Here is a 20,229-nt window from a genome sequence, read left to right as displayed (position 1 = left end):
CGTAGCTCGCCGAAAGCCGGCATCCGGCAGCAAGTTCTACATATTGGCAGCGGTTTGCCGCACGATCACTTCGTTGACGTCGACGCCATCGGGTTGATCAAGCGCAAAACGGATCGCCCGTGCAATGGCGTCCGGTGTGAGCGACTTCTGCCGCCATTCTTTCAGAGCCGTGGCGACCTGAGGATCGCTGATATCGTCGCCCAGTTCGGTTGCGGTCACTCCGGGGGAGATGATCGTGGCGCGGATGTCGTCATGCTCCTGCCGCAGCCCCTCCGTGATTGCCCAGACGGCATATTTCGTGCCGCAATAGACCGCCGCGGTGGGCAGCACGATATGCGCGCCGACCGAGGCGACATTGACGATATGCCCATTCTTCTGGGCGACGAAGCGCGGCAGCACCGCGGCGATCCCGTTCAGCACGCCGCCGATGTTGACATTGATCATGCGAGACCACTCATCGCGCTTCAGCGCGGCAAGCGGCGACAGCGGCATGACGCCGGCATTGTTGACCAGCACATCGATCTGCCCGAATTCGGCATGAGCGGCATCGGCAAAGGCGTCGAAATTCGCCGCGTCAGTCACGTCGAGTTCGCGCCACGCGACGCCTTTGCCTATTTCTGCGGCCAGCGCCTTGAGCCGCTCGGTGCGGCGGGCCCCGATGAACAGTCTGGCGCCGGCACCGGCAAGTTCCCGAACCGTCGCTTCGCCGATGCCGCTGGAGGCGCCGGTGATGAGTACAACCTTGTCTTTAAGTCCCGTCATGATCGTTCCTTTTTCGCTGCGGTGACGGGGAGATAGATGGCGCGAACCGGCAAAGGCCGGTAGCGTGATCGTCCAAAGAGTTTGCACGATCCTCCAAATGAACTCGAAATGCCTTGCAACATTTCGCGCCATGAAGATTTATGCGGCATGGAGAAAATCAATGAACTCGCCGAGCTGATCACCCGCTTTGCGCCGAAATCTGGCATGGCCGGCACTGCGGTGCCGCGGCTGTCGCTCATTCGCGCCAACCAGCCCAGTGCACCCGTGCCTGCGGTCTACGAGGCGTCGCTTTGCATAATCGCCCAAGGATCGAAGCGCGTCTCGCTGGCCGACCAGAGCGTGGTCTATGACGCATCGAGCTACCTGCTCGTCTCGGTCGACCTGCCGCTGGTCGGGCATGTGTTGGAGGCGAGCCCGGCGGCGCCCTACCTCTGTTGCAAGATAGATTTTGATTCCACCGCGCTGGCCGAACTGCTTGTGAAAGAAGGACGTGCATCCCCCAGCAGGGATCTGCCGGTGTTAGCTGCCTATCCAAGTGACCCCGACCTGATTGATGCCGCCTGTCGGCTTGTCAGGCTGCTCGATCGCCCCGAGAGCGTCACCGTGCTGGCGCCGCTGATCGAACGCGAAATCCTTTACCGGCTCCTCACCGGACCGCACGGTGACACGCTTCGCCAGATGGCGTCGGTGGACAGCCACCTGAACCAGGTCAGCCGCGCCATCGCCACGATCCGCAATCATTTCCAGGCACAACTGCGCATCGAAGAGATTGCGGCGGCATCAGGCATGAGCGCGTCGTCCCTTCATGCCCATTTCAAGGCGATTACGCGCATGACCCCGCTCGAATACCAGAAGCAGCTGCGCCTGCAGGAGGCGCGAAGGATTATGCTTGCCGGCGGCGCAAACGCAGGCACGGCCGGGTTCGCGGTGGGCTATGACAGCCCTTCGCAGTTCAGCCGAGAATATCGTCGCCTGTTCGGTGCGCCGCCCCGGAAAGATATTGACCGCCTTCAGGCAACACCCAGTTCGGCTGCGGCTTATTGAGTTTTCCGAGCGGCATGCGCCAGCCATGGCTGGTCAGGAGCCAGCCGCCTCCAGGTGGCGAAGCGTCCGATCATGCTCGGTAGAACTCCCGGTACCATTCGACAAAGCGCGGAACCCCTATTTCGATCGGGATTTTGGGCTTGAAGCCGGTCGCCTCCTCGAGCGAGCTGACATTGGCGAAAGTTGCCGGAACGTCGCCTGGCTGAAGTGGCCTGAGGTTGCGGTTTGCCTTGCGTCCCAGCGCGTCTTCGAGCACCTCGATCAATCGGTTCAGTTGAACGGGCGAATTGCCGCCGATGTTGTGAATCCTGAACGGGGCGTTGCTGGTCGCTGGGTCTGGCGCGACACTTTTCCACTCAGGATTGGGTGTCGCGGGTTGCTGCATGACGCGGATAATACCTTCGACAATGTCGTCGATATAGGTGAAATCCCGCTGCATGTTGCCATAGTTGAAGACCTCGATCGGCTCGCCGGCGAGGATAGCCTTGGCGAAGATGAACAGCGCCATGTCCGGCCGCCCCCACGGACCATAGACGGTGAAAAAACGCAGCCCGGTGGTCGGCAGTCCAAACAGATGGCTGTATGTGTGCGCCATCAGCTCGTTCGCCTTCTTGCTTGCGGCGTAAAGGCTGAGCGGATGGTCCGCCGGATCGTGCACGGAAAACGGCATGCGGGTGCTGCCGCCATAAATCGAACTCGACGATGCATAGACCAGATGGCCGACGGACGCCTGCCGGCATCCTTCCAGGATGTTGACAAAGCCGCTGAGGTTGCTTTCCACATAGGCGTGCGGATTGCTGATCGAATAGCGTACGCCGGCTTGCGCCGCGAGATTGACGACAACCTCCGGCGCGGCCGAAAGGAAGAGCTCCGAAATACGGTCCCGCTCCGTGAGATCGGCATGCTCGAAACAAAAATTCGAAAACGCTTTCAGCCGCTCGAGACGAGCCTGCTTCAGGCTGACGTCATAATACTCGTTCATGGAGTCGAGGCCGATAACCTGGCCTCCTTCGGCAAGCAGCCTCAGGCAAAGATGAAACCCTATGAACCCGGCTGCGCCGGTGATCAGTATCGGCCTGCTTGATGTCACTGCATATCCTAGCGTTAATTTCAGGCGAGCTTTACAAGCTCCAGTATTTTATGTTGTCGGGAACTTCATTGGGCTTGATGGCCGACTTGACATCGAACAGTGTCCCCCCCGGCCTGATCATTTGAAAAAGACGCGCTCCTTCGTTGGTGAGATATTGCCTGTGAGGCACCGCCAGAACAAGCGCCTGCAAATCGTTTATCTCATCGAGCGGCAGGATTGTTTCGCCGTGATCACGCCGAGCGGTTTCGACATCGGCAAGGGGATCATGGACTTTGGGGACAATTCCGAACTGCCTTAGTTCTTTGACCATGTCGAAAACGCGGCTGTTGCGCAAATCCGGCACGTCCTCCTTGAATGTCAGCCCGAGAATGCCGACAGAAGCCCCTTTGACGGGCGTGTCAGAACCAATCAGCCGTTTGACAACCTGCTGGGCGACGAAGGCCCCCATGCCGTCATTGATGCGACGTCCGGCGAGGATGATCTGCGGATGGTAACCTTCGGCCTCGGCCTTGGCGGTCAAATAATATGGATCGACGCTGATGCAGTGGCCGCCGACGAACCCCGGTTTGAAGGGAAGGAAGTTCCATTTCGTCGACGCAGCATCAAGAACATCCTGCGTCCGGATATCGAGCCGCTCGAAGATCATTGCCAGTTCGTTCATCAGCGCGATGTTCAGATCGCGCTGGGTGTTCTCGATAACCTTCGCTGCCTCGGCCACCTTGATCGACGGGGCGCGGTAGACGCCGGCATCGATGATACGGCCATAAACGTTCGCGACGCGCTCCAGCGTCTCGTTATTCTCGCCGGAGACGACTTTGACGATCTTTTGCAGCGAGTGTTCCCGATCGCCGGGGTTGGCGCGTTCGGGCGAATAGCCGAGGGCAAAGTCGCGGGGATGTCGCAGGCCGGAAACCTGCTCGATGATCGGCCCACAGAAATCTTCGGTCACACCTGGATAGACTGTCGACTCAAAAACGACGACGGCGCCTTTGCTCACCGCCTCGCCGACGAGTTCGGACGCCAGTTTCAAAGAAGCTAGATCGGGAGCGCGATTTGCGTCGATAGGGGTTGGCACGGCGACGATGAAGAAAGTAGCGCCTTTCAACATCTCCCGGTCGGTGGTCAGCCCTATCGAGGTCTCCTTGAGCGCCGTTGCGTCAACTTCCCCCGTACGATCGACGCCGCCACGCAATTCCCCGATCCGACGCTCGCTGATGTCAAAAGCTATGGTGCCGGGGAAAACCTTCCCAAAGGCAATGGCTACCGGCAGGCCGACATAACCCAGGCCGATAACTGCAATGCGTTCGGACATCCGTGGGGTTCCTCGAGCCACCTGTTGAGCCGACGTGCTTGTATGGCAGGCTGTTGGCCAATTCAACGATGCTCTATCGCGAAGAGGAATGTCTCACGAAAAATGGTCGTTGCCATTTTCATGTTGCCATCCGCCGATGCCATCGATGTTGTGGATAAAATCCAGCAGGACCGGGTTTCGAGCCACTCTCTGCTGCGGATTGGGGTGAACCGTCAGGTTCTGCCGGCCATCTACGCAGCGGCGGCCCTGACGACAGGGCTGATATTCTCTGCTGCCAATCCATAGGCCACTATCGGCCTCAATCGTGCCTTCTGATCAAACCAAATGCCGGGATCGGAATTCGCATCGGCACCGAGCGGATCTGCGAAATTTCAGTTTGGTCCTTGTGCATTGGCTGCGGACACGTCGTATCCTGCGTGTGGCGACCGATATCTGGTCGATCAGCATTTGCCTGGGAGCAGAAATTGGCCAGACTCTATGACAGCCGCAGACGCATTCTCGTTACCGGGGGCGCAGGGTTTATCGGCTCGCATCTTATTGACCGCCTGTTGGAACGAGGCGACGAAATCTTGTGTGTCGACAACCTTTTCACCGGATCAAAGCGCAATATCGACCATTTGGCCAAGCATCCCCGCTTCGAATTCATGCGCCATGACGTGACCTTTCCGCTCTACGTCGAAGTCGATGAGATTTACAACCTGGCGTGTCCGGCCTCGCCTGTTCACTACCAGTACGACCCGGTTCAGACGATCAAGACCGCCGTGCACGGCGCCATCAATGTTCTTGGATTGGCAAAGCGGCTGAAATGCAAAGTCTTTCAGGCCTCCACCAGTGAGGTCTATGGTGACGCGTCTGTGCATCCGCAGCCCGAGAGTTACTGGGGCAATGTAAACCCGATCGGGCCGCGCTCATGCTACGATGAAGGCAAACGCTGCGCCGAAACGCTGTTCTTCGACTATCACCGACAACATGGCTTGTGGGTCAAGGTCGCGCGGATTTTCAATACGTTCGGGCCGCGCATGCACCCGGCAGACGGCAGGGTTGTCTCAAATTTCATCGTGCAGGCGCTTCGTGGTGAACCGATAACCATTTTCGGCGACGGCTCACAGACAAGGTCGTTTTGCTACGTCGACGACCTGGTGAGCGGCATGCTGCGCCTCATGGATACGGGGCCGGAGGTGACCGGTCCAGTAAACATCGGCAATCCAAGGGAAGTAACGATCAGGCGCTTGGCCGAACTGACGACGCAGATGACCGGATCAGGTTCGGATATAATTTACCGCGATCTTCCGCAAGACGATCCGCGGCACCGCCAGCCCGATATCACCCTTGCCAAAAGGCTTGTCGGCTGGGAGCCGACGGTGACTTTAGAAGCCGGGCTGCAACAGACGATCGACTATTTCAAAGCCCTGCTGCCGAAGGTTTCCACAAACTCGCCTTGACCCGGCACCGCAGTGCAACCGTCAAGTCTGACCGATCACCGTCGTGGTAGCGACGCCTTTTGCAGTCGACTCCGGTAGGCTTGAAGTTTTTCGAATTCTAATTATTTTAAGCTTGAAATTATTTTGAAGATCCATGGCGCTTCATCCGTCCGAGCCGGGACACCGGCATTTGGCGGAGAGCAGAAGGAGGAGGAAGATTTGCCGTTGTTCCGGAATAAAACTCCATGAACACAGCACGATTTTCCGAGAGTGTCACAGGCAAGATCGTCGATGGCGTTCTCATCGTCACGATCGAAAATCCGCCGGTCAACGCGCTGTCCCTCCATGTCAGGGCCGGACTGATGGCTGCGCTTGGGCGTGCGGCGTCGGATGAAGTGTCTGCCGTGGTGCTGACCGCCATTGGGCGCACCTTCATCGGTGGCGCCGATATCAAGGAATTCGGCAAGCCCGCTATCGGGCCCACACTGCCTGACGTGATCGAAGCGATGGAGAGCTTCGCCAAACCGATCGTCGCGGCAGTAGGCGGCGCGGCGCTCGGCGGCGGCTGCGAGATTGCGCTGGCCTGCCACTACCGGGTGGCCAGCAAGGCGGCCAGCTTCGGCCTGCCCGAGGTCAAGCTCGGGTTAGTGCCCGGGGCCGGCGGAACCCAACGCCTGCCCCGCCTCATCGGCACGGTCGCCGCAATTGACCTGATCGGCACGGGTCGGCCCGCAAATGCCGACGAAGCTCTCGCTCTCGGTCTGATCGATACCATTGCGGACGATCTTCCCGAAGGCGCGCTCGATGTCGCCCGCCGTCTCGTTGGCCAACCGCTGCGGCGCACGGGTGCGCTTTCCGTCCCGCGCTCGCAACCTGAGGCCGACGCGGCAGCCGCAAGAAAGGTGCTTTCCCGCAGCCGTGGACAGATCGCGCCTGCAGAGGCCGTGAGACTGGTCCGGGCCGCGTCCACGGCCAGACTTGAGGACGGTCTTGTGCACGAACGCGCGACCTTCCTGCGCCTCCGGGATTCTCGCGAGGCGGCAGCGTTGCGCCACGTCTTCTTTGCCGAGAGGCAAGCCAGCAAAGTCGACAGGCTGGAGGGTATCACGCCTCGCAAGGTCGAGACCGTCGGTATCGTCGGAACCGGCCTGATGGGTGCAGGCATCGCGGTCTCGGCCTTGAATGCCGGCTATCGCGTAATCGGCATCGAGCAGAACGACGACGCCGCGGCAAAAGGATACGAGCGGATCGCCGGCCTTCTCGACAAGTCGGTCCAATCCGGCCGACTCACCGATCATGCCCGCAGGGAGGCGCTGAGCCGGTTTGAAGCGGCCAGTGACGCCGGCAGGCTGGTGCAGGCCGATCTGGTCATCGAGGCAGTGTTCGACGATCTCGCGGTAAAAACCGAACTCTTCCGGAAGCTTGATCGTATCGTCCGCCCCGACGCCATACTGGCGACCAACACCAGCTACCTCAACCCCGACGAGATCGCCTCGGCAACCGCCCGGCCCGAACGGATCGCCGGCCTGCATTTTTTCTCCCCGGCCAACGTCATGCGGCTCACCGAAGTGGTGGATTGCGCGGCGACGGCGCCCGATGTGCTCGCCTCGGCTATCGCGTTCGTCAGGAAGCTCGGCAAGCTGCCTGTCGTGTGCGGCGTTACCGAGGGTTTCATCGGCAACCGCCTCTATTCGGCCTACCGCCGCGAGGCGGAGTTCATGGTGGAGGATGGCGCAGCACCGGAAGAGGTGGATGCCGCGCTGGAGGCCTGGGGCTTCCCGATGGGGATCTTCGCGGTCAACGACATGGCTGGGCTGGAGATAGCCTGGGCGCGGCGCAAGCGACAGGCGGCGATGCGCGATCCGCAAGCACGTTATGTCGAGATCGCCGACCGGCTGTGCGAGGCCGGCCGCTTCGGCCGCAAGACCGGGCGCGGCTGGTACGATTATTCCGACGGCGAGCGCAGGAGCGACCCGCAAGTGGCCGCGCTGATCGAGGCCGTTCGGGCGGCCAAGGACATCGTGCCGCGCCGCTTTTCGCCCGATGAGATCGTCACGCGCTTGCTGGCGGCAATGGCCGACGAGGGCAAGGCATTACTCGCCGAAGGCATCGCGGCGCGTGCCTCCGACATCGATCTGGTGATGATCAACGGCTATGGCTTCCCGGCCCACAAGGGCGGGCCGATGTTCCGCGCCGGAGAGGTTTAAGGACCAGCTACGACAGCCTTGCGATGACGGCGCGCAGTGCCTCGCCGAAACGCCTGACCTCGTCGACCGTGTTGTAATGGACCAGCGAGGCGCGGATGGCGCCGCTGTCCATCGACAGGTTGAGACGCTTCATCAGCCGGGGCGCATACATATGGCCGTCGCGGATGCCGATCTGCATGTCAGCCATTTCCTCGACGATCCGCTGCGGCGACAGCTTGCCGATGTTGAAGCAGAATGTCGGCACGCGTTCGTTGATGCGGGCTTCCTCGGCGACGCCGTAGATCGTGGCATTGCATCCCTTGAGCACGGCGAGCATCTCACGCGCCAGGAGCACTTCGTAATCGCGGATGGCGCCCATGCCGGCAACGATGTTGTCGCGCCGCGAGCGGTTGTTGGAGGGCGCCAGATTGCGGCCGATCAGTTCCAGGTACTGCACTGCGGCATCCATGCCCGAGACGTTCTCGTAGATGAAGGTGCCTGCCTCGACCTTGTAAGGCGGCTCGTCGGGGATGAAATCCTCGCGGAAGGTCGGCAGCCGCTTCAGCGTTTCGAAGCGGCCCCACAGAAAGCCCATATGCGGCGAGAAATTCTTGTAGCCGGAGCAGACGAGATAATCACAGTCCCAGGCCTGCACGTCGATCAGCCCGTGCGGTCCGTAATGCACGCAGTCAAGGAACACTTCGGCGCCGGCCGCATGCGCGATCGCGGCCACCGAAGCGACTTCGACGATCGAGCCGATCGAATGCGCGGTCACCGTGCAGGCGACGAGACGGGTGCGATCGGAAACCAGCGGCTTGAGGTCGTCGACATGCAGGTTGCCGTCCTCGCGCATGCGCCACCATTTGAACTTGGCTCCGGCGGGCTCCAGCGCCAGCCACGTGGCGATGTTGGCGTCGTGGTCCATATCGGTGATGACGATCTCGTCGCGCTCTGTGTCCTTGGCCAGCATCTGGCCGATGCCGAGGCTGACCAGGCGAATGAACGAGGTGGCGTTCATGCCGAAGCAGATTTCCGACGGACTGTAGGCGTTGATCAGCAAGGCCACGCTCGTCCGAGCATCCGCAACCGATTGGTCGACCGTGACCGAGCGCCCATAGCGACCACCACGCTGCACATTGTGCGAGACCAGGTGATTGGTCACCGCGTCGAGCACGCTCTGCGGGATCTGCGCGCCGGCGGCGTTGTCCATGAAGATGAAATCACCGGCGCGCTGCAAGGCCGGAAACATGGCGCGGATGGTGTCGACCGGAAAGCCGCCGGCGGCTTGGGAATTGCTCAACTGTATCTCCTGCGAATGGCTTGGGAAGCGGGACGGTTGATGAGGTCAGCGCGTCTTCTCGGTCTTGAAGCGGTCTTCGAGCAGGCTGACGAGGCGGACCATCGGCCAGAGGAAGATGAGATAGACCAAAGCGGCGCCGATCAGCGGCGAGGGATTGGCATAGAGCGACTGCGCGTTGGTCGCTTCCTTCAACAGTTCAGGCAGCGCAACGGTGGAAGCGAGCGACGTGTCCTTGAACATCGAGACGCAATTGCTGGTCATCGGCGGGATGACGACGCGGATCGCCTGCGGCAGCACCACCTTGCGCAAGGTCAAAAGGAAAGGCAGGCCGAGCGCCTGTGCTGCCTCGAATTGGCCTTTCGGAATGCTCTCAATGCCGGAGCGGAACACTTCTGCTGAATAGGCCGACATGATGATGGCGAACGCCGTCACGGCGGAGGCCCAGGACGACAGACGGATGCCGAGGAAGGGCAGCGCATAATAGATCAGGATCAGCACCACCAGCACCGGCAGGGCGCGGAAGATGTCGGTGTAGCCGACCGCCAGCCAGCGCAGCGGCTTCGGCGCATAGAGCCGCAACAGGCTGATCCCCAGGCCGATGGGAATGCCGATGCCGATACTCAAAATGCCGAGCAGCAGCGTGTTCAGGAAGCCACGCAACAGCGCCGGCAGGCTGGACATTATCACGTCAGGATTGAAGAAGGTGTCGATCAGCGACATGGGAGCGTTCCCGAACCCCAGAGCAAAGGATGCTCAAGTTAAAACCAATCGACCTTGCCTCCGATGAGGCTATCCGTGTGGCAGCAGGCGCCGGAGCGTGAAATGAATCGTGCCGGCCTGGGAGCCGGCACGATTTAAGTGCATTGCCGGTCAGGCCTTGGGCAGCGGCATTTCCTTGACCGTCGAGGAATCGGCTGGCGCGTCGCTGCCGAACCACTTCTTGTGGATCGCGGCCAGCGTTCCGTCCTTCTTCATCGCGGTCAGCGCGTCGTTCAGCTTGCCGAGCAGCGGATGGTCCTTGCTCATCATCAGGCCGTACTGTTCGCCGGTCTTGATGCGCTGCTTGACCTTCAGGTCCTTCATCTTGGTGAAGGAGTATTCCATGCCCGGAATATCGCTGACGGCGGCGTCCACGCGGCCCGCGCTGAGGTCGAGCAGAAGATTCTGCTGCGTGTCATAGCCCTTCACGTCGCTGTAGCCGTCAGCCTCCTGATGCGCCTTGACCCAGGTCTCGCCGGTCGAGCCTGAAAGCACGCCGACGATCTTGCCCTTGAGGTCGGCCTCGGTGTTAACAGCGCTATCGGTCTTCGTCGCAATGCCCATGTCGGAGTCATAATAGGGCTGGGTGAAGGACAGCGTTTTCAGTCGCTCCGGCGTGATGGTGATGGAGGAGATCGCGACATCGATGCGGTTGGAACTGACAGCCGCGAACAGCGCCTGGAAGCCGAGGTCGGCAATGTCGGTGGTCATGCCGGCACGCTTGGCCGCTTCGTTGACGATGTCGACTTCAAAGCCCTCGAACGTGCCGCTCTCGTTCTTGTATTCGAAGGGCGGATTGGTCGGGTAGGCGCCGACATTGAGCACATCGGCGGCAAAGGCGGTGGCCGGGCCGGCAGCGATGCCGATCGTGGCGGCGAGAAGAAGCAGGTTGCGACGAGTGAAGCTCATTTTGTGTTCCCTCTGGTTGTGATCGGGCGGGTTTGCTCCCGCACGGTTTGTTGCCGTCCCACCTCCCAGCGGGGCGTCAATTTATGGCGGCGACCATGCGCTCGAGCGCGGTCGCTATCTGGTCGCGTTCACGGCACACGCACATCCGCAGGAAGGCCGCTGCCGAATTTCCAAAGAGGTGGCCGGGAGCCAGCCCGACGCGCGCCGTCTCCAGTATCCTGGCGCAGGCCTGCCGGGCGTCGCTTTCGCCGTCCATGGCAAAGAAGGCATACATGCCTCCGCGCGGTTTCGTCGGCAGGATGATGCCGGGAATCTGGGCCAGCCTGTCATAGGCAAGGTCGAGGCCGGTTTTGATCCGCTGCCTGATCTCCTCGACCAGCGGCTCGCCTTGGCGGATGGCGGCGACAGCGCCTACCTGGATAGGCGCGGCGGTGCCGCTGTTGATGTACTGCGTCATGGCGCCAAGCTGGTCGGCCACCCCCGACGGATGCGTCAGCCAGCCGATGCGCCAGCCGGTCATCGCCCACGCCTTCGAAAAACTGTTGACCGACAGCACCCGGTCGCCATCCTCGGCGATCTGCAGGATGGAAGGAGCAACATTGCCGTCGAAATAGAGCCGGCCATAGACCTCGTCGGAGATGATCCAGATGCCGGTGCGCCGGCTGAAGTCGAGCAGCGCCTGCATCTCCTCGCGCGACGCGGTCCAGCCGGTCGGGTTGGACGGCGTCGACAGGAAGATCGCGCGTGTGCGCGCATCGCAAGTGGCGAACAGCCGGTCGAGATCGAGATGCCAGTCGCCCTTGAAGTCGAGCGAAAACGGCCTTGGCTCGCCGCCGATCAGATGGATGGCGTTGTGGATGTTGGGCCATTGCGGCGCGACATAGACGACGTTGCTGCCGGTATCGACCAGCAGTTCCAGCGCCAGGTACAGCGCCTGCATGCCGCCGGGCGTGACCGTGGTGCGCGCAATCGGGATCGTCCGGCCGTGAATGCGCGTTTGGTATTCCGACAGCGCCTCGTTCAGTAGGGGGTGCCCACGCATGTTAGGGACGTAGAACGTCTGGCCTTCATCGAAGGCGGCCTTCGCCGCGTCGCGGATGAAAGCGGGCGTCACCATGTCGCCTTCGCCGTACCAGAGCGCGATCACGTCGCCCAGTTCTCGGGCGCGCACGGCAAGGTTGGCAATGTTTTCGGTGTGCAGGTCACGGATCTGGGCACGTACGCCGTCGAAAGCATAACGCGCGCTGGATGATGACTGGGGCAGTATGAACGACAAGGACTGAAACCCCTCCCACCCGGAGCACCGCGACGGACTGCCCGGCAAGCCCCACCGGCACGACAGTCGCCATCGAGTTTGGATGCTATCCAATGTGCTGCGCTTTTCAAGGAAAAAGTTTTAAGCTTAAAAAGTTTTTGCCCGATCCCGCCCGTCTACCGCAGCTCGGCGCGCGCAGCGGTGCAGTTGGCCGCAGCGCCGGCGCCAAGAAACATCGTATCGCTGGCCAGCACGAAGAAGCTCGCGCCGATAGCGGCCCACTGGCTGATCGTCTGTGGGCTGGCGCAAAATATACCCGATGTCCTGCCATGCGCGACGGTCGCGCGGATGATCCTTGTGATCGCCTCATTGAGCTTGTCCACGCCTTTGGGCCCGATCGCATCGATCGACACGGAGAGATCGCCGGGGCCGACGAAGACCACATCGATGCCGTCTATGGCCGCGATCGCCTCGATGTTGGCCAGCCCCTCCGATGTCTCGACCTGGACCGCGACGACCACCCTGTCGTTGGCCGCGGCCAGATATTCGGGAATGCGATAGCCATAGCCGGCCGCGCGGCCAGGCCCGACGCCGCGCTCGCCCAGCGGCGGATAGCGCGAGGCTTTCACCGCCGCCTCGGCCTGAGCAGCGGTCGAGACGCGCGGCACGAGCACGCCTTGTGCGCCGCTGTCGAGCGCCGCCTGGATAGCTTCCGGCGCATGACCGGGAACACGCACCATGGCCGGCACGCGATGCACGTCGGCCGCGCGCACCATGGTTTCGATCGTGTCGCGCGCGATCTGGGCATGTTCCCAGTCGATGCAGACGAAGTCGAGGCCGGTGAGCGCCATCACTTCGACGGCGACGGGATGGGGAATAGCGGCGAAGGAGCCGACGAGATTGGTCTTGCCGATGCACTTCTGACGGAACGCGCTCATATCCATCCCCCTTTTTCCCCTCCGAATTGATATCCGCAATCGGCGGCGAGGCGAAGCTATTTCAGGCTTGAAATATTTTTGCGCGGGCCTAGCGTGTCGGTCTCTCGCCACGAGTTCCCATGATGATCAAAACGCATCCCCTGCACGGCTCGAACAAACTGAAGCTCGGCGTCTTTTCGACCAATGCCGATGGCGGTCTGGCCATCACCGATGTGCCGGAACGCTGGACGGCAAGCTGGCAGGACAATCTGACGGCGGCGCAGATCGCCGACCGCGCCGGGCTGGAATTTATGCTTCCGATCGCGCGCTGGCGTGGCTTTGGCGGCCGCAACAAGGTGCGCGAATGGTCGTTCGAGACCTTCACCTGGGCAGCAGCTCTGGCGGTGGCCACCGAGCAGATCGGCCTGTTCATGACCGTGCATGTGCCGCTGGTGCATCCGCTCTATGCCGCCAAGGCGCTGGCAACTGTCGACCATATCAGCCAGGGCCGCGCCGGCTTGAACATCGTCTGCGGCTGGAACCCGAAGGAATTCGGCATGTTCGGCACGCCTTTGGTCGAGAAGGGCTACGACCAGGCCGCCGAATGGATCGAAATCCTGGAAAAGCTCTACGCCTCGGACCAGCCTCTGGACTATGAAGGCACATACTATCGCCTCAAGGAGGCGGTGAGCCGGCCGGCGAGCCTGCAGGTTCCACGCCCGGTGACCATGAACGCTGCTTTCGGTGGCCCGGGCCGGGATTTCGCCGCCGCCCGATGCGATTATCTGTTCACGACCTTTTCGGAAATGAGCGATGCCGGCAAGCATGTCGCCGACATCAGCGAGCGGGCCGACAAGGTTGGCCGCAACGTCGGCGTCTACACGGTGGCGCATGTCGTCTGCCGTCCAACCATGGAAGAGGCGCAGGCCTACTACACGCGCTATGCCGTCGATCTGGTCGACCACGATGCGGTCGATGCTCATATGGCAGGCAAGAAGGAGTTCTCGCAGTCGCATGACCCGCATGCCTATGACCGCTACCGGCAGCGTTTCGCCGGCGGCGCCGGCACCTACCCGCTGGTTGGAACGCCGGAAACGATTGCCGCCGAGATGGCGGCAATAGCCGGGCATGGCTACCAGGGCATCGCGCTATCCTTCGTCAACTACACCCAGGAACTGCCCTATTTCTGCGACCACGTATTGCCGCTGCTGAAGCGGGCGGGGCTGCGCTGCTGACAATCCGGGAATAACGAATTCGTTAATCCGGAATGACGGCGGTTGCCTGAATTTCGATCTTGGCGCGATCTTCCACCAGCGCCACCACCTGCATGGCGGCCATCGCTGGGAAATGCCGGCCGATCACCTCGCGATAGGCCTCGCCTATACCCTTGAGATTGCCGAGATATTCGGCCTTGTCGGTGAAATACCAGGTCATCGTGGTGATGTGCCGTGGCTCCGCGCCGGCTTCCGCCAGCACGGCGACGATGTTTTGCAGCGTCTGCCGCACCTGGCCGGCGAAATCGTCGGTCTCGAACTGGCACTGCCCGTTCCAGCCGACCTGTCCGCCCACGAAGACGAGCCTGCCGCGCGCGGCAATGCCGTTGGCGTAGCCGACCGGTTTCGCCCAGCCCTCCGGCTGCAGGATCTCGTGCATTTTCAAGCCTCCCCGGTATTCTTAAAGATCAATCTCAAATCAAATACATCGCCGTCAGGCCGCACCCATCACCTGCCGTGCGATCACCACCTTCTGCACATCGGATGCGCCCTCGTAGATGCGTAGCGCGCGGATCTCGCGATAGAGGCTCTCGACGATATGGCCCTTGCGGACGCCGTCCCCCCCATGCAGCTGCACAGCCTTGTCGATCACCTCTTGCGCCTTGTCGGTGGCGAACAGCTTGGCCATCGCCGCCTCGCGGGTGACACGAGCCGCGCCCATGTCCTTGGTCCAGGCAGCGCGGTAGACCAGCAGCGCTGCGGCATCGATGTCCAGCGCCATGTCGGCGATATGGCCTTGCACCATCTGCAGCTCTGCCATCGGAGCGCCGAAGAGTTTGCGCTCGGCCACCCTGCTGATGCTTTCGTCCAGCGCCCGGCGGGCAAAGCCGAGTGCCGCCGCGCCGACCGTCGAGCGGAACACGTCAAGCACCGACATGGCGATGCGGAAGCCGTCTCCCGGTTTGCCGATCAGCGCCGAAGCCGGCACCCGCACCTGATCGAAGGAAAGCCGCGCCAGCGGATGCGGAGCGATCACCTCAAGGCGCTCGGCGATGCCAAGCCCCTTGGTATCAGCGGGTACGAGAAAGGCGGAAAGTCCCTTGGCGCCCGGCGCCTCGCCGGTGCGGGCAAAGACGACGTAGAGATCGGCGATGCCGCCATTGGAAATCCAGGTCTTCTCGCCGCTGAGGATATAGAAGTCGCCATCGCGGATCGCCGTCATTTCGGTGTTGGCGACATCCGACCCGGAGCGTGGCTCCGAAAGCGCGAAGGCCGAGATCGCCTTGCCGGCCGTGGTCTTTGCCAGCCATTGCTGCTGGTCGGGCGTGCCGAACAGGCTGAGCGCGCCGGTGCCGAGCCCCTGCATGGCGAAGGCAAAGTCGGCCAACCCGTCATGGCGCGCCAGCGTCTCGCGGGTGATGCACAAGGTGCGGACATCGAGCGGTCCCGGATTGTCCGTATCGAGCGCCGTCGGCTTCAGCCAGCCGTCGCGGCCAAGTTTCGCCACCAGCTCGCGGCAGGCGGCATCGACGTCATGGTGATCGACGGGCAGGTTCCTGACGCACCATGCTTCCAGCCTTTCGGCCAGTTCGCGGTGGCGATCTTCAAAGAACGGCCAGCTGAGGAAGCTCCTGTCTGCCATCAATTCCCCTCGAACACCGGTTTTTCCTTGGCCACGAAGGCCTTGTAGGCGCGCTCGAAGTCACGCGTCTGCATGCAGATCGCCTGCGCCTGCGCTTCCGCTTCGATTGCCTGGTCGAGGCCCATCGACCATTCCTGGTTGAGCTGCGTCTTGGTGATGCCGTGCGCGAAGGTCGGGCCGGAGACGATGCGCGCCGCCATCTCGAGCGCGTCGGCCTCGAGCACTGCGGCATCGGCCAGCCTGTTGTAGAAGCCCCAGCGCTCGCCTTCCGCCGCCGTCATCGTGCGGCCGGTGTAGAGCAATTCGGCGGCACGGCCCTGGCCGATGATGCGCGGCAGGATCGCGCACGCGCCCATATCGCAGCCGGCAAGCCCGACGCGGGTGAACAGGAAGGCGGTCTTGGCCTCCGGCGTGGCGATGCGGATGTCGGCGCTCATGGCGATGATGGCGCCGGCGCCGACCGCGACACCGTCGATAGCCGCGATAATCGGCTTGCCGCAATTGAGCATCGCCTTGACGAAATCGCCGGTCATGCGGGTGAAGGCGAGCAACTCCTTCATGTCCATCTTGACCAAGGGGCCGATAATGTCGTGGACATCGCCGCCCGAGCAGAAATTGCCGCCATTGGACAGGAACACCACGGCGTCGACGTCGTCGGCATAGACGAGGTTGCGGAACGTGTCGCGCAGTTCCGCATAGCTGTCGAAGGTCAGCGGATTCTTGCGCTCCGGCCGGTCGAGCCGCACCCTGGCGATCCTGCCTTCGACCTCCCAGAGGAAGTGCTTCGGCTTGAGGCCGGCCATCGCAGTCATTCGCGTCCCTCCCAGTTGCTGCGGAACGAGGTCAGCATGCCGGTCAGCCGACGCGCATCCTCCTCGCTGACCTTGGCCAGCAATTCTCCGATCCAACCCTCATGCGCCGCGGCCATTGCGGCAAAAGATTTGGAACCCTCGTCGGTCAGTCGCACCATGGATGTGCGGCGATCGCCATTGCGGCGCGCGCGCGCGACCAAGCCTTCCGAAACCAGTCGGTCGACAATGCCGGTGACATTGCCGTTGGATACCAGCAGGAAGCGCGACAGATCGCTCATCAGCATGCCTTCCGGCGCGCGGTAGAGGGCGGCCATGACGTCGAAACGCGGCAGCGTCGTATCGAATTCTTTCTTCAGGCGCTCGCGCAGTTCGGCCTCAATCGTGCGCGAGGCACGCAGCAGCCTGATCCAAAGACGCAGCCGGTCCTTGCCAGGCCCCGACGGTACGGGCAATGGGCCGGCTACCATGTTTCGCCTCCTGAGATCGAAATTGCTTGTCCGGTGATCGACGCCGCCGCATCGCCGCACAGCCAAAGCACCGCCGCGGCAACTTCTTGCGGCTGGATGAAGCGGCCTTGCGGGTTGGTCGAGGCAAGGCTCGCCCTCGCCTCGCCAGCCGAGCGGCCGGTCTTTTCGACAATGCGCTGGACGGATGCCTCCAGCATGTCGGTCTCGACAAACCCGGGGCACACGGCGTTGACGGTGACGCCGGATTTCGCCGTCTCGGCCGCCAGCGCCCGCATCAGCCCGACCACGCCGTGCTTGGCCGCCACATAGGGCGCGACATAGGCGTAGCCTTTCAGTCCCGCGGTCGAGGCGACGAAGACGATCCGGCCTGCCTTGCGCGCGGCCATGCCGGCCAGCGCCGGCTTCACCGTCAGGAAGGCGCCGGTCAAATTGACGTCGAGCGTCCGCTGCCAGTCGGCAAGCGAGGTCCTGTGCGCCGGCGTGCTGCCGGCCATGCCGGCATTGGCGACGACGATGTCGAACGGGCCGCGCAAGGCTTCCGCCTGCGCGTAGAGCGATGTCATCGCCGCCTCGTTGGTAACATCGGCCGGCATGGCGTGAACGCGGCCGTTCTCGCCTGCCACCTTGGCAAGCTCGGCGTCGCGCCGTCCGCATATGGTCACCTCGATGCCGGCCTCGGCCAGCGCGAGTGCGATGGCCCGACCGACGCCGGAACCGCCGCCGGTGACCAGCGCATGTTTGCCTGAAATCGCCGAGGCCGTCGTCATACTTTCAGCCCCGCCGCCGCATCGCGCTCGGCCAGCCGGTAGATCTGGTCGCGTCCGGGCAGATAGGGATCCGGCCATTTGACGCCACGGTCGCCGAGCGTCACTGCCGCATGCAGCGTCCAGTAGGGATCGGCGAGATGCGGCCGTGCCAGTGCCACCAGGTCGGCGCGGCCAGCCATCAGGATCGAATTGACATGGTCAGGCTCGTAGATGTTGCCAACCGCCATCGTCGCCATGCCGACCTCGTTGCGGATGCGGTCCGAGAACGGCGTCTGGAACATGCGGCCATAGACAGGCTTGGCGGCAATCGAGGTTTGGCCCGCCGAGACGTCGCATATGTCGACGCCTTCCAAATGCAGCATCCGCGCGATCTCCACCGCATCGGCCGGCGTCACACCCTCGATGCCGACCCAGTCATTGGCCGAAATGCGCACCGAGATCGGCTTTCGCGCCGGCCAGGCGGCACGCACCGCATGGAAGATTTCCAGGGGATAGCGCATGCGATTTTCCAGCGAACCGCCATACTCATCCGTGCGCCGGTTGGTGACCGGCGTGATGAAGGACGACAGCAGATAGCCGTGCGCGGCATGGATCTCCAGCATGTCGAAGCCGCAGCGATCGGCCATCTGGGTGGCGGTCACGAACTCGTCGCGCACCTTGTCCATGTCAGCACGGTCCATGGCTTTCGGCACCTGATTCTCAGGTGACCATGCAATCGCCGAGGCCGCCATGACCGGCCAATTGCCCGAGGCGAGCGGCACGTCGGTGCCTTCCCAACCGATACGGGTCGAGCCCTTGGCCCCGGAATGCCCGACTTGGGCGCAGATTTTCGCCTCGGTCTCGGTGTGGACGAAATCGACGAGCCGCTTCCACGCAACCTCATGTTCGGGCGCATAGAAGCCGGGACAGCCGGGCGTGATGCGTCCTTCCGGGCTGACACAGGTCATCTCGATATAGACAAGCCCGGCGCCGCCCTTGGCCCGCTCGGCATAGTGGGCGAAATGCCAGTCGGTCGGGCAGCCATCGACAGCCTTGTACTGCGCCATCGGCGAAACGACGATGCGGTTGTTGAGCTGCATGTCGCGCAGCCTGAACGGCGCGAACATCGGCGCCCGGCGCTGCCTGTTGCCGCCTGCCCCCGCCTGGCGCTGGAACCATTCCTCGGCGCTTTCAAGCCATTTGGCATCCCGCAGCCGCAAATTCTCGTGGCTGATGCGCTGCGAGCGGGTCAGCAGCGAATAGTTGAACTGCACCGGATCGAGGCCGAGATAGCGCTCGACCTCCTCGAACCACTCCAGCGAATTGCGCGCTGCCGACTGCAGCTTCAGCACCTCGGTGCGGCGCGCATCCTCATACTTGCGGAAGGCGGCGGCGAGGTCCGGTTCGGTTTTGACATACTCGGCCAGCGCGACCGCACTTTCCAATGCGAGTTTGGTGCCCGAGCCGATCGAGAAATGCGCCGAGGCCGCGGCATCGCCCATCAGCGCCAGGTTCTTGTACGACCAGCGTTCGCACAGCACGCGCGGGAAATTGATCCAGGCCGAACCTCTGATGTGATTGGCATTGGACATCAGCGCGTGGCCGCCGAGATGCTTCTCAAAGATGCGCTCGCAGACGGCGATCGATTCCTGCTGCGACATCGCGCCGAAGCCGAAGGCAGCCCAGGTCTGTTCGCTGCACTCGACAATGAAGGTCGCTGTCTCGCTGTCGAATTGATAGGCGTGCGCCCACACCCAGCCATGCTCGGTCTTCTCGAAGATGAAGGTGAAGGCGTCGTCGAATTTCTGGTTGGTGCCGAGCCAGACGAATTTGCATTTGCGGGTGTCGATGTCGGGCTTGAAGACTTCGACGAAGGTGTTGCGCGCCCTTGAGTTCAGCCCATCGGCGGCGACGACCAGATCATGCGTCGCCATATAGGGCTGAGGGTCGGCGATATCGCTCTCGAACATCAGCCTCACGCCAAGTTCGCGCGCGCGTCGCTGCAGCAGGACCAGAAGCCGCTTGCGGCCGATGCCGCAGAAACCGTGGCCCGACGAGACCGTGCGCACGCCGTCATGGATGACGGCGATGTCGTCCCAATAGGCGAAATGCTTCTTGATCCAGACAGCGCTGACCGGGTCGTTTTTGGCAAGGTTGTCGAGTGTTTCGGCCGACAGCACGACGCCCCAGCCGAACGTATCGTCGGCGCGATTGCGCTCGAACACCGTGATCTCGTGGGCGGCGTCCCGCAGCTTCATTGAAATGGCAAAGTAGAGGCCGGCTGGTCCGCCACCGAGAACCGCAACCTTCATCCGTGCGATCTCCTCTTCGCTTGCTGCATATCAAGTATCGCGCCGGAGATAACATATTTCAAGCTTAAAGTTTCATGTTGG

Annotated in this window: 19 protein-coding genes; 5 read left to right on the top strand and 14 right to left on the bottom strand. The window is 62.3% G+C overall.

Annotation, left to right across the window (positions count from 1 at the left end):
- Positions 1-36: 36 nt before the first annotated feature.
- Positions 37-762 (bottom strand): SDR family oxidoreductase, encoded by a 726-nt coding sequence (locus tag NKI37_RS10545; RefSeq protein ID WP_352787566.1) that lies wholly within the window; start codon positions 760-762, stop codon positions 37-39.
- A gap of 147 nt (positions 763-909) precedes the next feature.
- Here NKI37_RS10545 and NKI37_RS10540 point away from each other — a divergent pair, with 147 nt between their 5' ends.
- On the top strand, positions 910-1,806 hold the full coding sequence (locus NKI37_RS10540) for an AraC family transcriptional regulator (protein WP_023667819.1): 897 nt from the start codon (positions 910-912) through the stop codon (positions 1,804-1,806).
- A 70-nt stretch (positions 1,807-1,876) separates the two neighbouring features.
- Here NKI37_RS10540 and NKI37_RS10535 read toward each other — a convergent pair whose 3' ends face one another.
- Positions 1,877-2,896, bottom strand: coding sequence for an NAD-dependent epimerase (locus tag NKI37_RS10535; RefSeq protein ID WP_023667818.1), 1,020 nt, complete (start codon positions 2,894-2,896; stop codon positions 1,877-1,879).
- 31 nt (positions 2,897-2,927) lie between these two features.
- Positions 2,928-4,208 (bottom strand): nucleotide sugar dehydrogenase, encoded by a 1,281-nt coding sequence (locus tag NKI37_RS10530; RefSeq protein WP_352787563.1) that lies wholly within the window; start codon positions 4,206-4,208, stop codon positions 2,928-2,930.
- 102 nt (positions 4,209-4,310) lie between these two features.
- Between NKI37_RS10530 and NKI37_RS10525 the strand changes: the two genes are divergently transcribed.
- The 3 genes from NKI37_RS10525 (at position 4,311) to NKI37_RS10515 (ending at position 7,836) form a co-directional block, all read left to right on the top strand.
- Positions 4,311-4,493 carry a hypothetical protein gene (locus tag NKI37_RS10525; protein WP_023667816.1) on the top strand — a complete coding sequence of 61 codons (183 nt, stop codon included), beginning with the start codon at positions 4,311-4,313 and terminating at the stop codon, positions 4,491-4,493.
- A 179-nt stretch (positions 4,494-4,672) separates the two neighbouring features.
- Positions 4,673-5,650: a UDP-glucuronic acid decarboxylase family protein gene (locus NKI37_RS10520; RefSeq protein WP_023667815.1), complete on the top strand. Its 978-nt coding sequence runs from the start codon at positions 4,673-4,675 to the stop codon at positions 5,648-5,650.
- A 224-nt stretch (positions 5,651-5,874) separates the two neighbouring features.
- On the top strand, positions 5,875-7,836 hold the full coding sequence (locus NKI37_RS10515; protein WP_023699851.1) for a 3-hydroxyacyl-CoA dehydrogenase NAD-binding domain-containing protein: 1,962 nt from the start codon (positions 5,875-5,877) through the stop codon (positions 7,834-7,836).
- Positions 7,837-7,843: 7 nt separating this feature from the next.
- On the opposite strand, the gene NKI37_RS10510 is transcribed toward NKI37_RS10515, so the two are convergent.
- The 5 genes from NKI37_RS10510 to NKI37_RS10490 form a co-directional block, all read right to left on the bottom strand.
- Positions 7,844-9,115, bottom strand: coding sequence for a cysteine desulfurase-like protein (locus NKI37_RS10510; protein WP_023740559.1), 1,272 nt, complete (start codon positions 9,113-9,115; stop codon positions 7,844-7,846).
- A 45-nt stretch (positions 9,116-9,160) separates the two neighbouring features.
- Positions 9,161-9,835, bottom strand: a complete 675-nt coding sequence (locus NKI37_RS10505; RefSeq protein WP_023667812.1) for an amino acid ABC transporter permease — start codon at positions 9,833-9,835, stop codon at positions 9,161-9,163.
- A gap of 150 nt (positions 9,836-9,985) precedes the next feature.
- Positions 9,986-10,783 (bottom strand): ABC transporter substrate-binding protein, encoded by a 798-nt coding sequence (locus tag NKI37_RS10500; RefSeq protein WP_023682726.1) that lies wholly within the window; start codon positions 10,781-10,783, stop codon positions 9,986-9,988.
- Positions 10,784-10,859: 76 nt separating this feature from the next.
- On the bottom strand, positions 10,860-12,059 hold the full coding sequence (locus tag NKI37_RS10495) for a pyridoxal phosphate-dependent aminotransferase (protein WP_352787559.1): 1,200 nt from the start codon (positions 12,057-12,059) through the stop codon (positions 10,860-10,862).
- Between the two features lie 155 nt (positions 12,060-12,214).
- Positions 12,215-12,976 (bottom strand): HpcH/HpaI aldolase family protein, encoded by a 762-nt coding sequence (locus NKI37_RS10490; RefSeq protein ID WP_023686922.1) that lies wholly within the window; start codon positions 12,974-12,976, stop codon positions 12,215-12,217.
- 122 nt (positions 12,977-13,098) lie between these two features.
- Here NKI37_RS10490 and NKI37_RS10485 point away from each other — a divergent pair, with 122 nt between their 5' ends.
- A complete protein-coding gene (locus NKI37_RS10485; RefSeq protein WP_352446560.1) occupies positions 13,099-14,190 on the top strand; it encodes an LLM class flavin-dependent oxidoreductase in 1,092 nt (363 codons plus the stop codon).
- Positions 14,191-14,212: 22 nt separating this feature from the next.
- Here NKI37_RS10485 and NKI37_RS10480 read toward each other — a convergent pair whose 3' ends face one another.
- Genes NKI37_RS10480 through NKI37_RS10455 form a run of 6 tightly spaced genes read right to left on the bottom strand, consistent with a single transcriptional unit; the run spans position 14,213 to position 20,148 of the window.
- Entirely contained in the window at positions 14,213-14,608 is a 396-nt protein-coding gene (locus NKI37_RS10480) for a RidA family protein (protein WP_023682729.1), read from the bottom strand.
- A gap of 54 nt (positions 14,609-14,662) precedes the next feature.
- Positions 14,663-15,811, bottom strand: a complete 1,149-nt coding sequence (locus NKI37_RS10475) for an acyl-CoA dehydrogenase family protein (RefSeq protein ID WP_352787556.1) — start codon at positions 15,809-15,811, stop codon at positions 14,663-14,665.
- Positions 15,811-16,623: an enoyl-CoA hydratase family protein gene (locus tag NKI37_RS10470; protein ID WP_023714922.1), complete on the bottom strand. Its 813-nt coding sequence runs from the start codon at positions 16,621-16,623 to the stop codon at positions 15,811-15,813. Before NKI37_RS10470 ends, NKI37_RS10475 begins: the two co-directional genes overlap by 1 nt.
- Positions 16,620-17,090: a MarR family winged helix-turn-helix transcriptional regulator gene (locus tag NKI37_RS10465; protein ID WP_023710056.1), complete on the bottom strand. Its 471-nt coding sequence runs from the start codon at positions 17,088-17,090 to the stop codon at positions 16,620-16,622. Before NKI37_RS10465 ends, NKI37_RS10470 begins: the two co-directional genes overlap by 4 nt.
- Positions 17,084-17,857, bottom strand: coding sequence for an SDR family NAD(P)-dependent oxidoreductase (locus NKI37_RS10460; protein WP_023710057.1), 774 nt, complete (start codon positions 17,855-17,857; stop codon positions 17,084-17,086). Before NKI37_RS10460 ends, NKI37_RS10465 begins: the two co-directional genes overlap by 7 nt.
- Entirely contained in the window at positions 17,854-20,148 is a 2,295-nt protein-coding gene (locus tag NKI37_RS10455; RefSeq protein WP_352787552.1) for a bifunctional salicylyl-CoA 5-hydroxylase/oxidoreductase, read from the bottom strand. Before NKI37_RS10455 ends, NKI37_RS10460 begins: the two co-directional genes overlap by 4 nt.
- Between the last annotated feature and the right edge of the window lie 81 nt (positions 20,149-20,229).

The organism is Mesorhizobium sp. M0626 (assembly GCF_040320665.1).
In the GTDB taxonomy this organism is placed as follows: domain Bacteria; phylum Pseudomonadota; class Alphaproteobacteria; order Rhizobiales; family Rhizobiaceae; genus Mesorhizobium.
Note: the sequence above shows the minus strand (reverse complement) of the source record. Positions and strands in the feature narration are given on the sequence as shown.

Excerpts from the sequence above, each read along its gene's own strand:
- NKI37_RS10545 (WP_352787566.1), bottom strand. The coding sequence starts at position 762 with ATGACGGGACTTAAAGACAAGGTTGTACTCATCACCGGCGCCTCCAGC.
- NKI37_RS10540 (WP_023667819.1), top strand. The coding sequence starts at position 910 with ATGGAGAAAATCAATGAACTCGCCGAGCTGATCACCCGCTTTGCGCCG.
- NKI37_RS10530 (WP_352787563.1), bottom strand. The coding sequence starts at position 4,208 with ATGTCCGAACGCATTGCAGTTATCGGCCTGGGTTATGTCGGCCTGCCG.
- NKI37_RS10525 (WP_023667816.1), top strand. The coding sequence starts at position 4,311 with ATGGTCGTTGCCATTTTCATGTTGCCATCCGCCGATGCCATCGATGTT.
- NKI37_RS10515 (WP_023699851.1), top strand. The coding sequence starts at position 5,875 with ATGAACACAGCACGATTTTCCGAGAGTGTCACAGGCAAGATCGTCGAT.
- NKI37_RS10505 (WP_023667812.1), bottom strand. The coding sequence starts at position 9,835 with ATGTCGCTGATCGACACCTTCTTCAATCCTGACGTGATAATGTCCAGC.
- NKI37_RS10500 (WP_023682726.1), bottom strand. The coding sequence starts at position 10,783 with ATGAGCTTCACTCGTCGCAACCTGCTTCTTCTCGCCGCCACGATCGGC.
- NKI37_RS10490 (WP_023686922.1), bottom strand. The coding sequence starts at position 12,976 with ATGAGCGCGTTCCGTCAGAAGTGCATCGGCAAGACCAATCTCGTCGGC.
- NKI37_RS10485 (WP_352446560.1), top strand. The coding sequence starts at position 13,099 with ATGATCAAAACGCATCCCCTGCACGGCTCGAACAAACTGAAGCTCGGC.
- NKI37_RS10480 (WP_023682729.1), bottom strand. The coding sequence starts at position 14,608 with ATGCACGAGATCCTGCAGCCGGAGGGCTGGGCGAAACCGGTCGGCTAC.
- NKI37_RS10475 (WP_352787556.1), bottom strand. The coding sequence starts at position 15,811 with ATGGCAGACAGGAGCTTCCTCAGCTGGCCGTTCTTTGAAGATCGCCAC.
- NKI37_RS10470 (WP_023714922.1), bottom strand. The coding sequence starts at position 16,623 with ATGACTGCGATGGCCGGCCTCAAGCCGAAGCACTTCCTCTGGGAGGTC.
- NKI37_RS10465 (WP_023710056.1), bottom strand. The coding sequence starts at position 17,090 with ATGGTAGCCGGCCCATTGCCCGTACCGTCGGGGCCTGGCAAGGACCGG.
- NKI37_RS10460 (WP_023710057.1), bottom strand. The coding sequence starts at position 17,857 with ATGACGACGGCCTCGGCGATTTCAGGCAAACATGCGCTGGTCACCGGC.
- NKI37_RS10455 (WP_352787552.1), bottom strand. The coding sequence starts at position 20,148 with ATGAAGGTTGCGGTTCTCGGTGGCGGACCAGCCGGCCTCTACTTTGCC.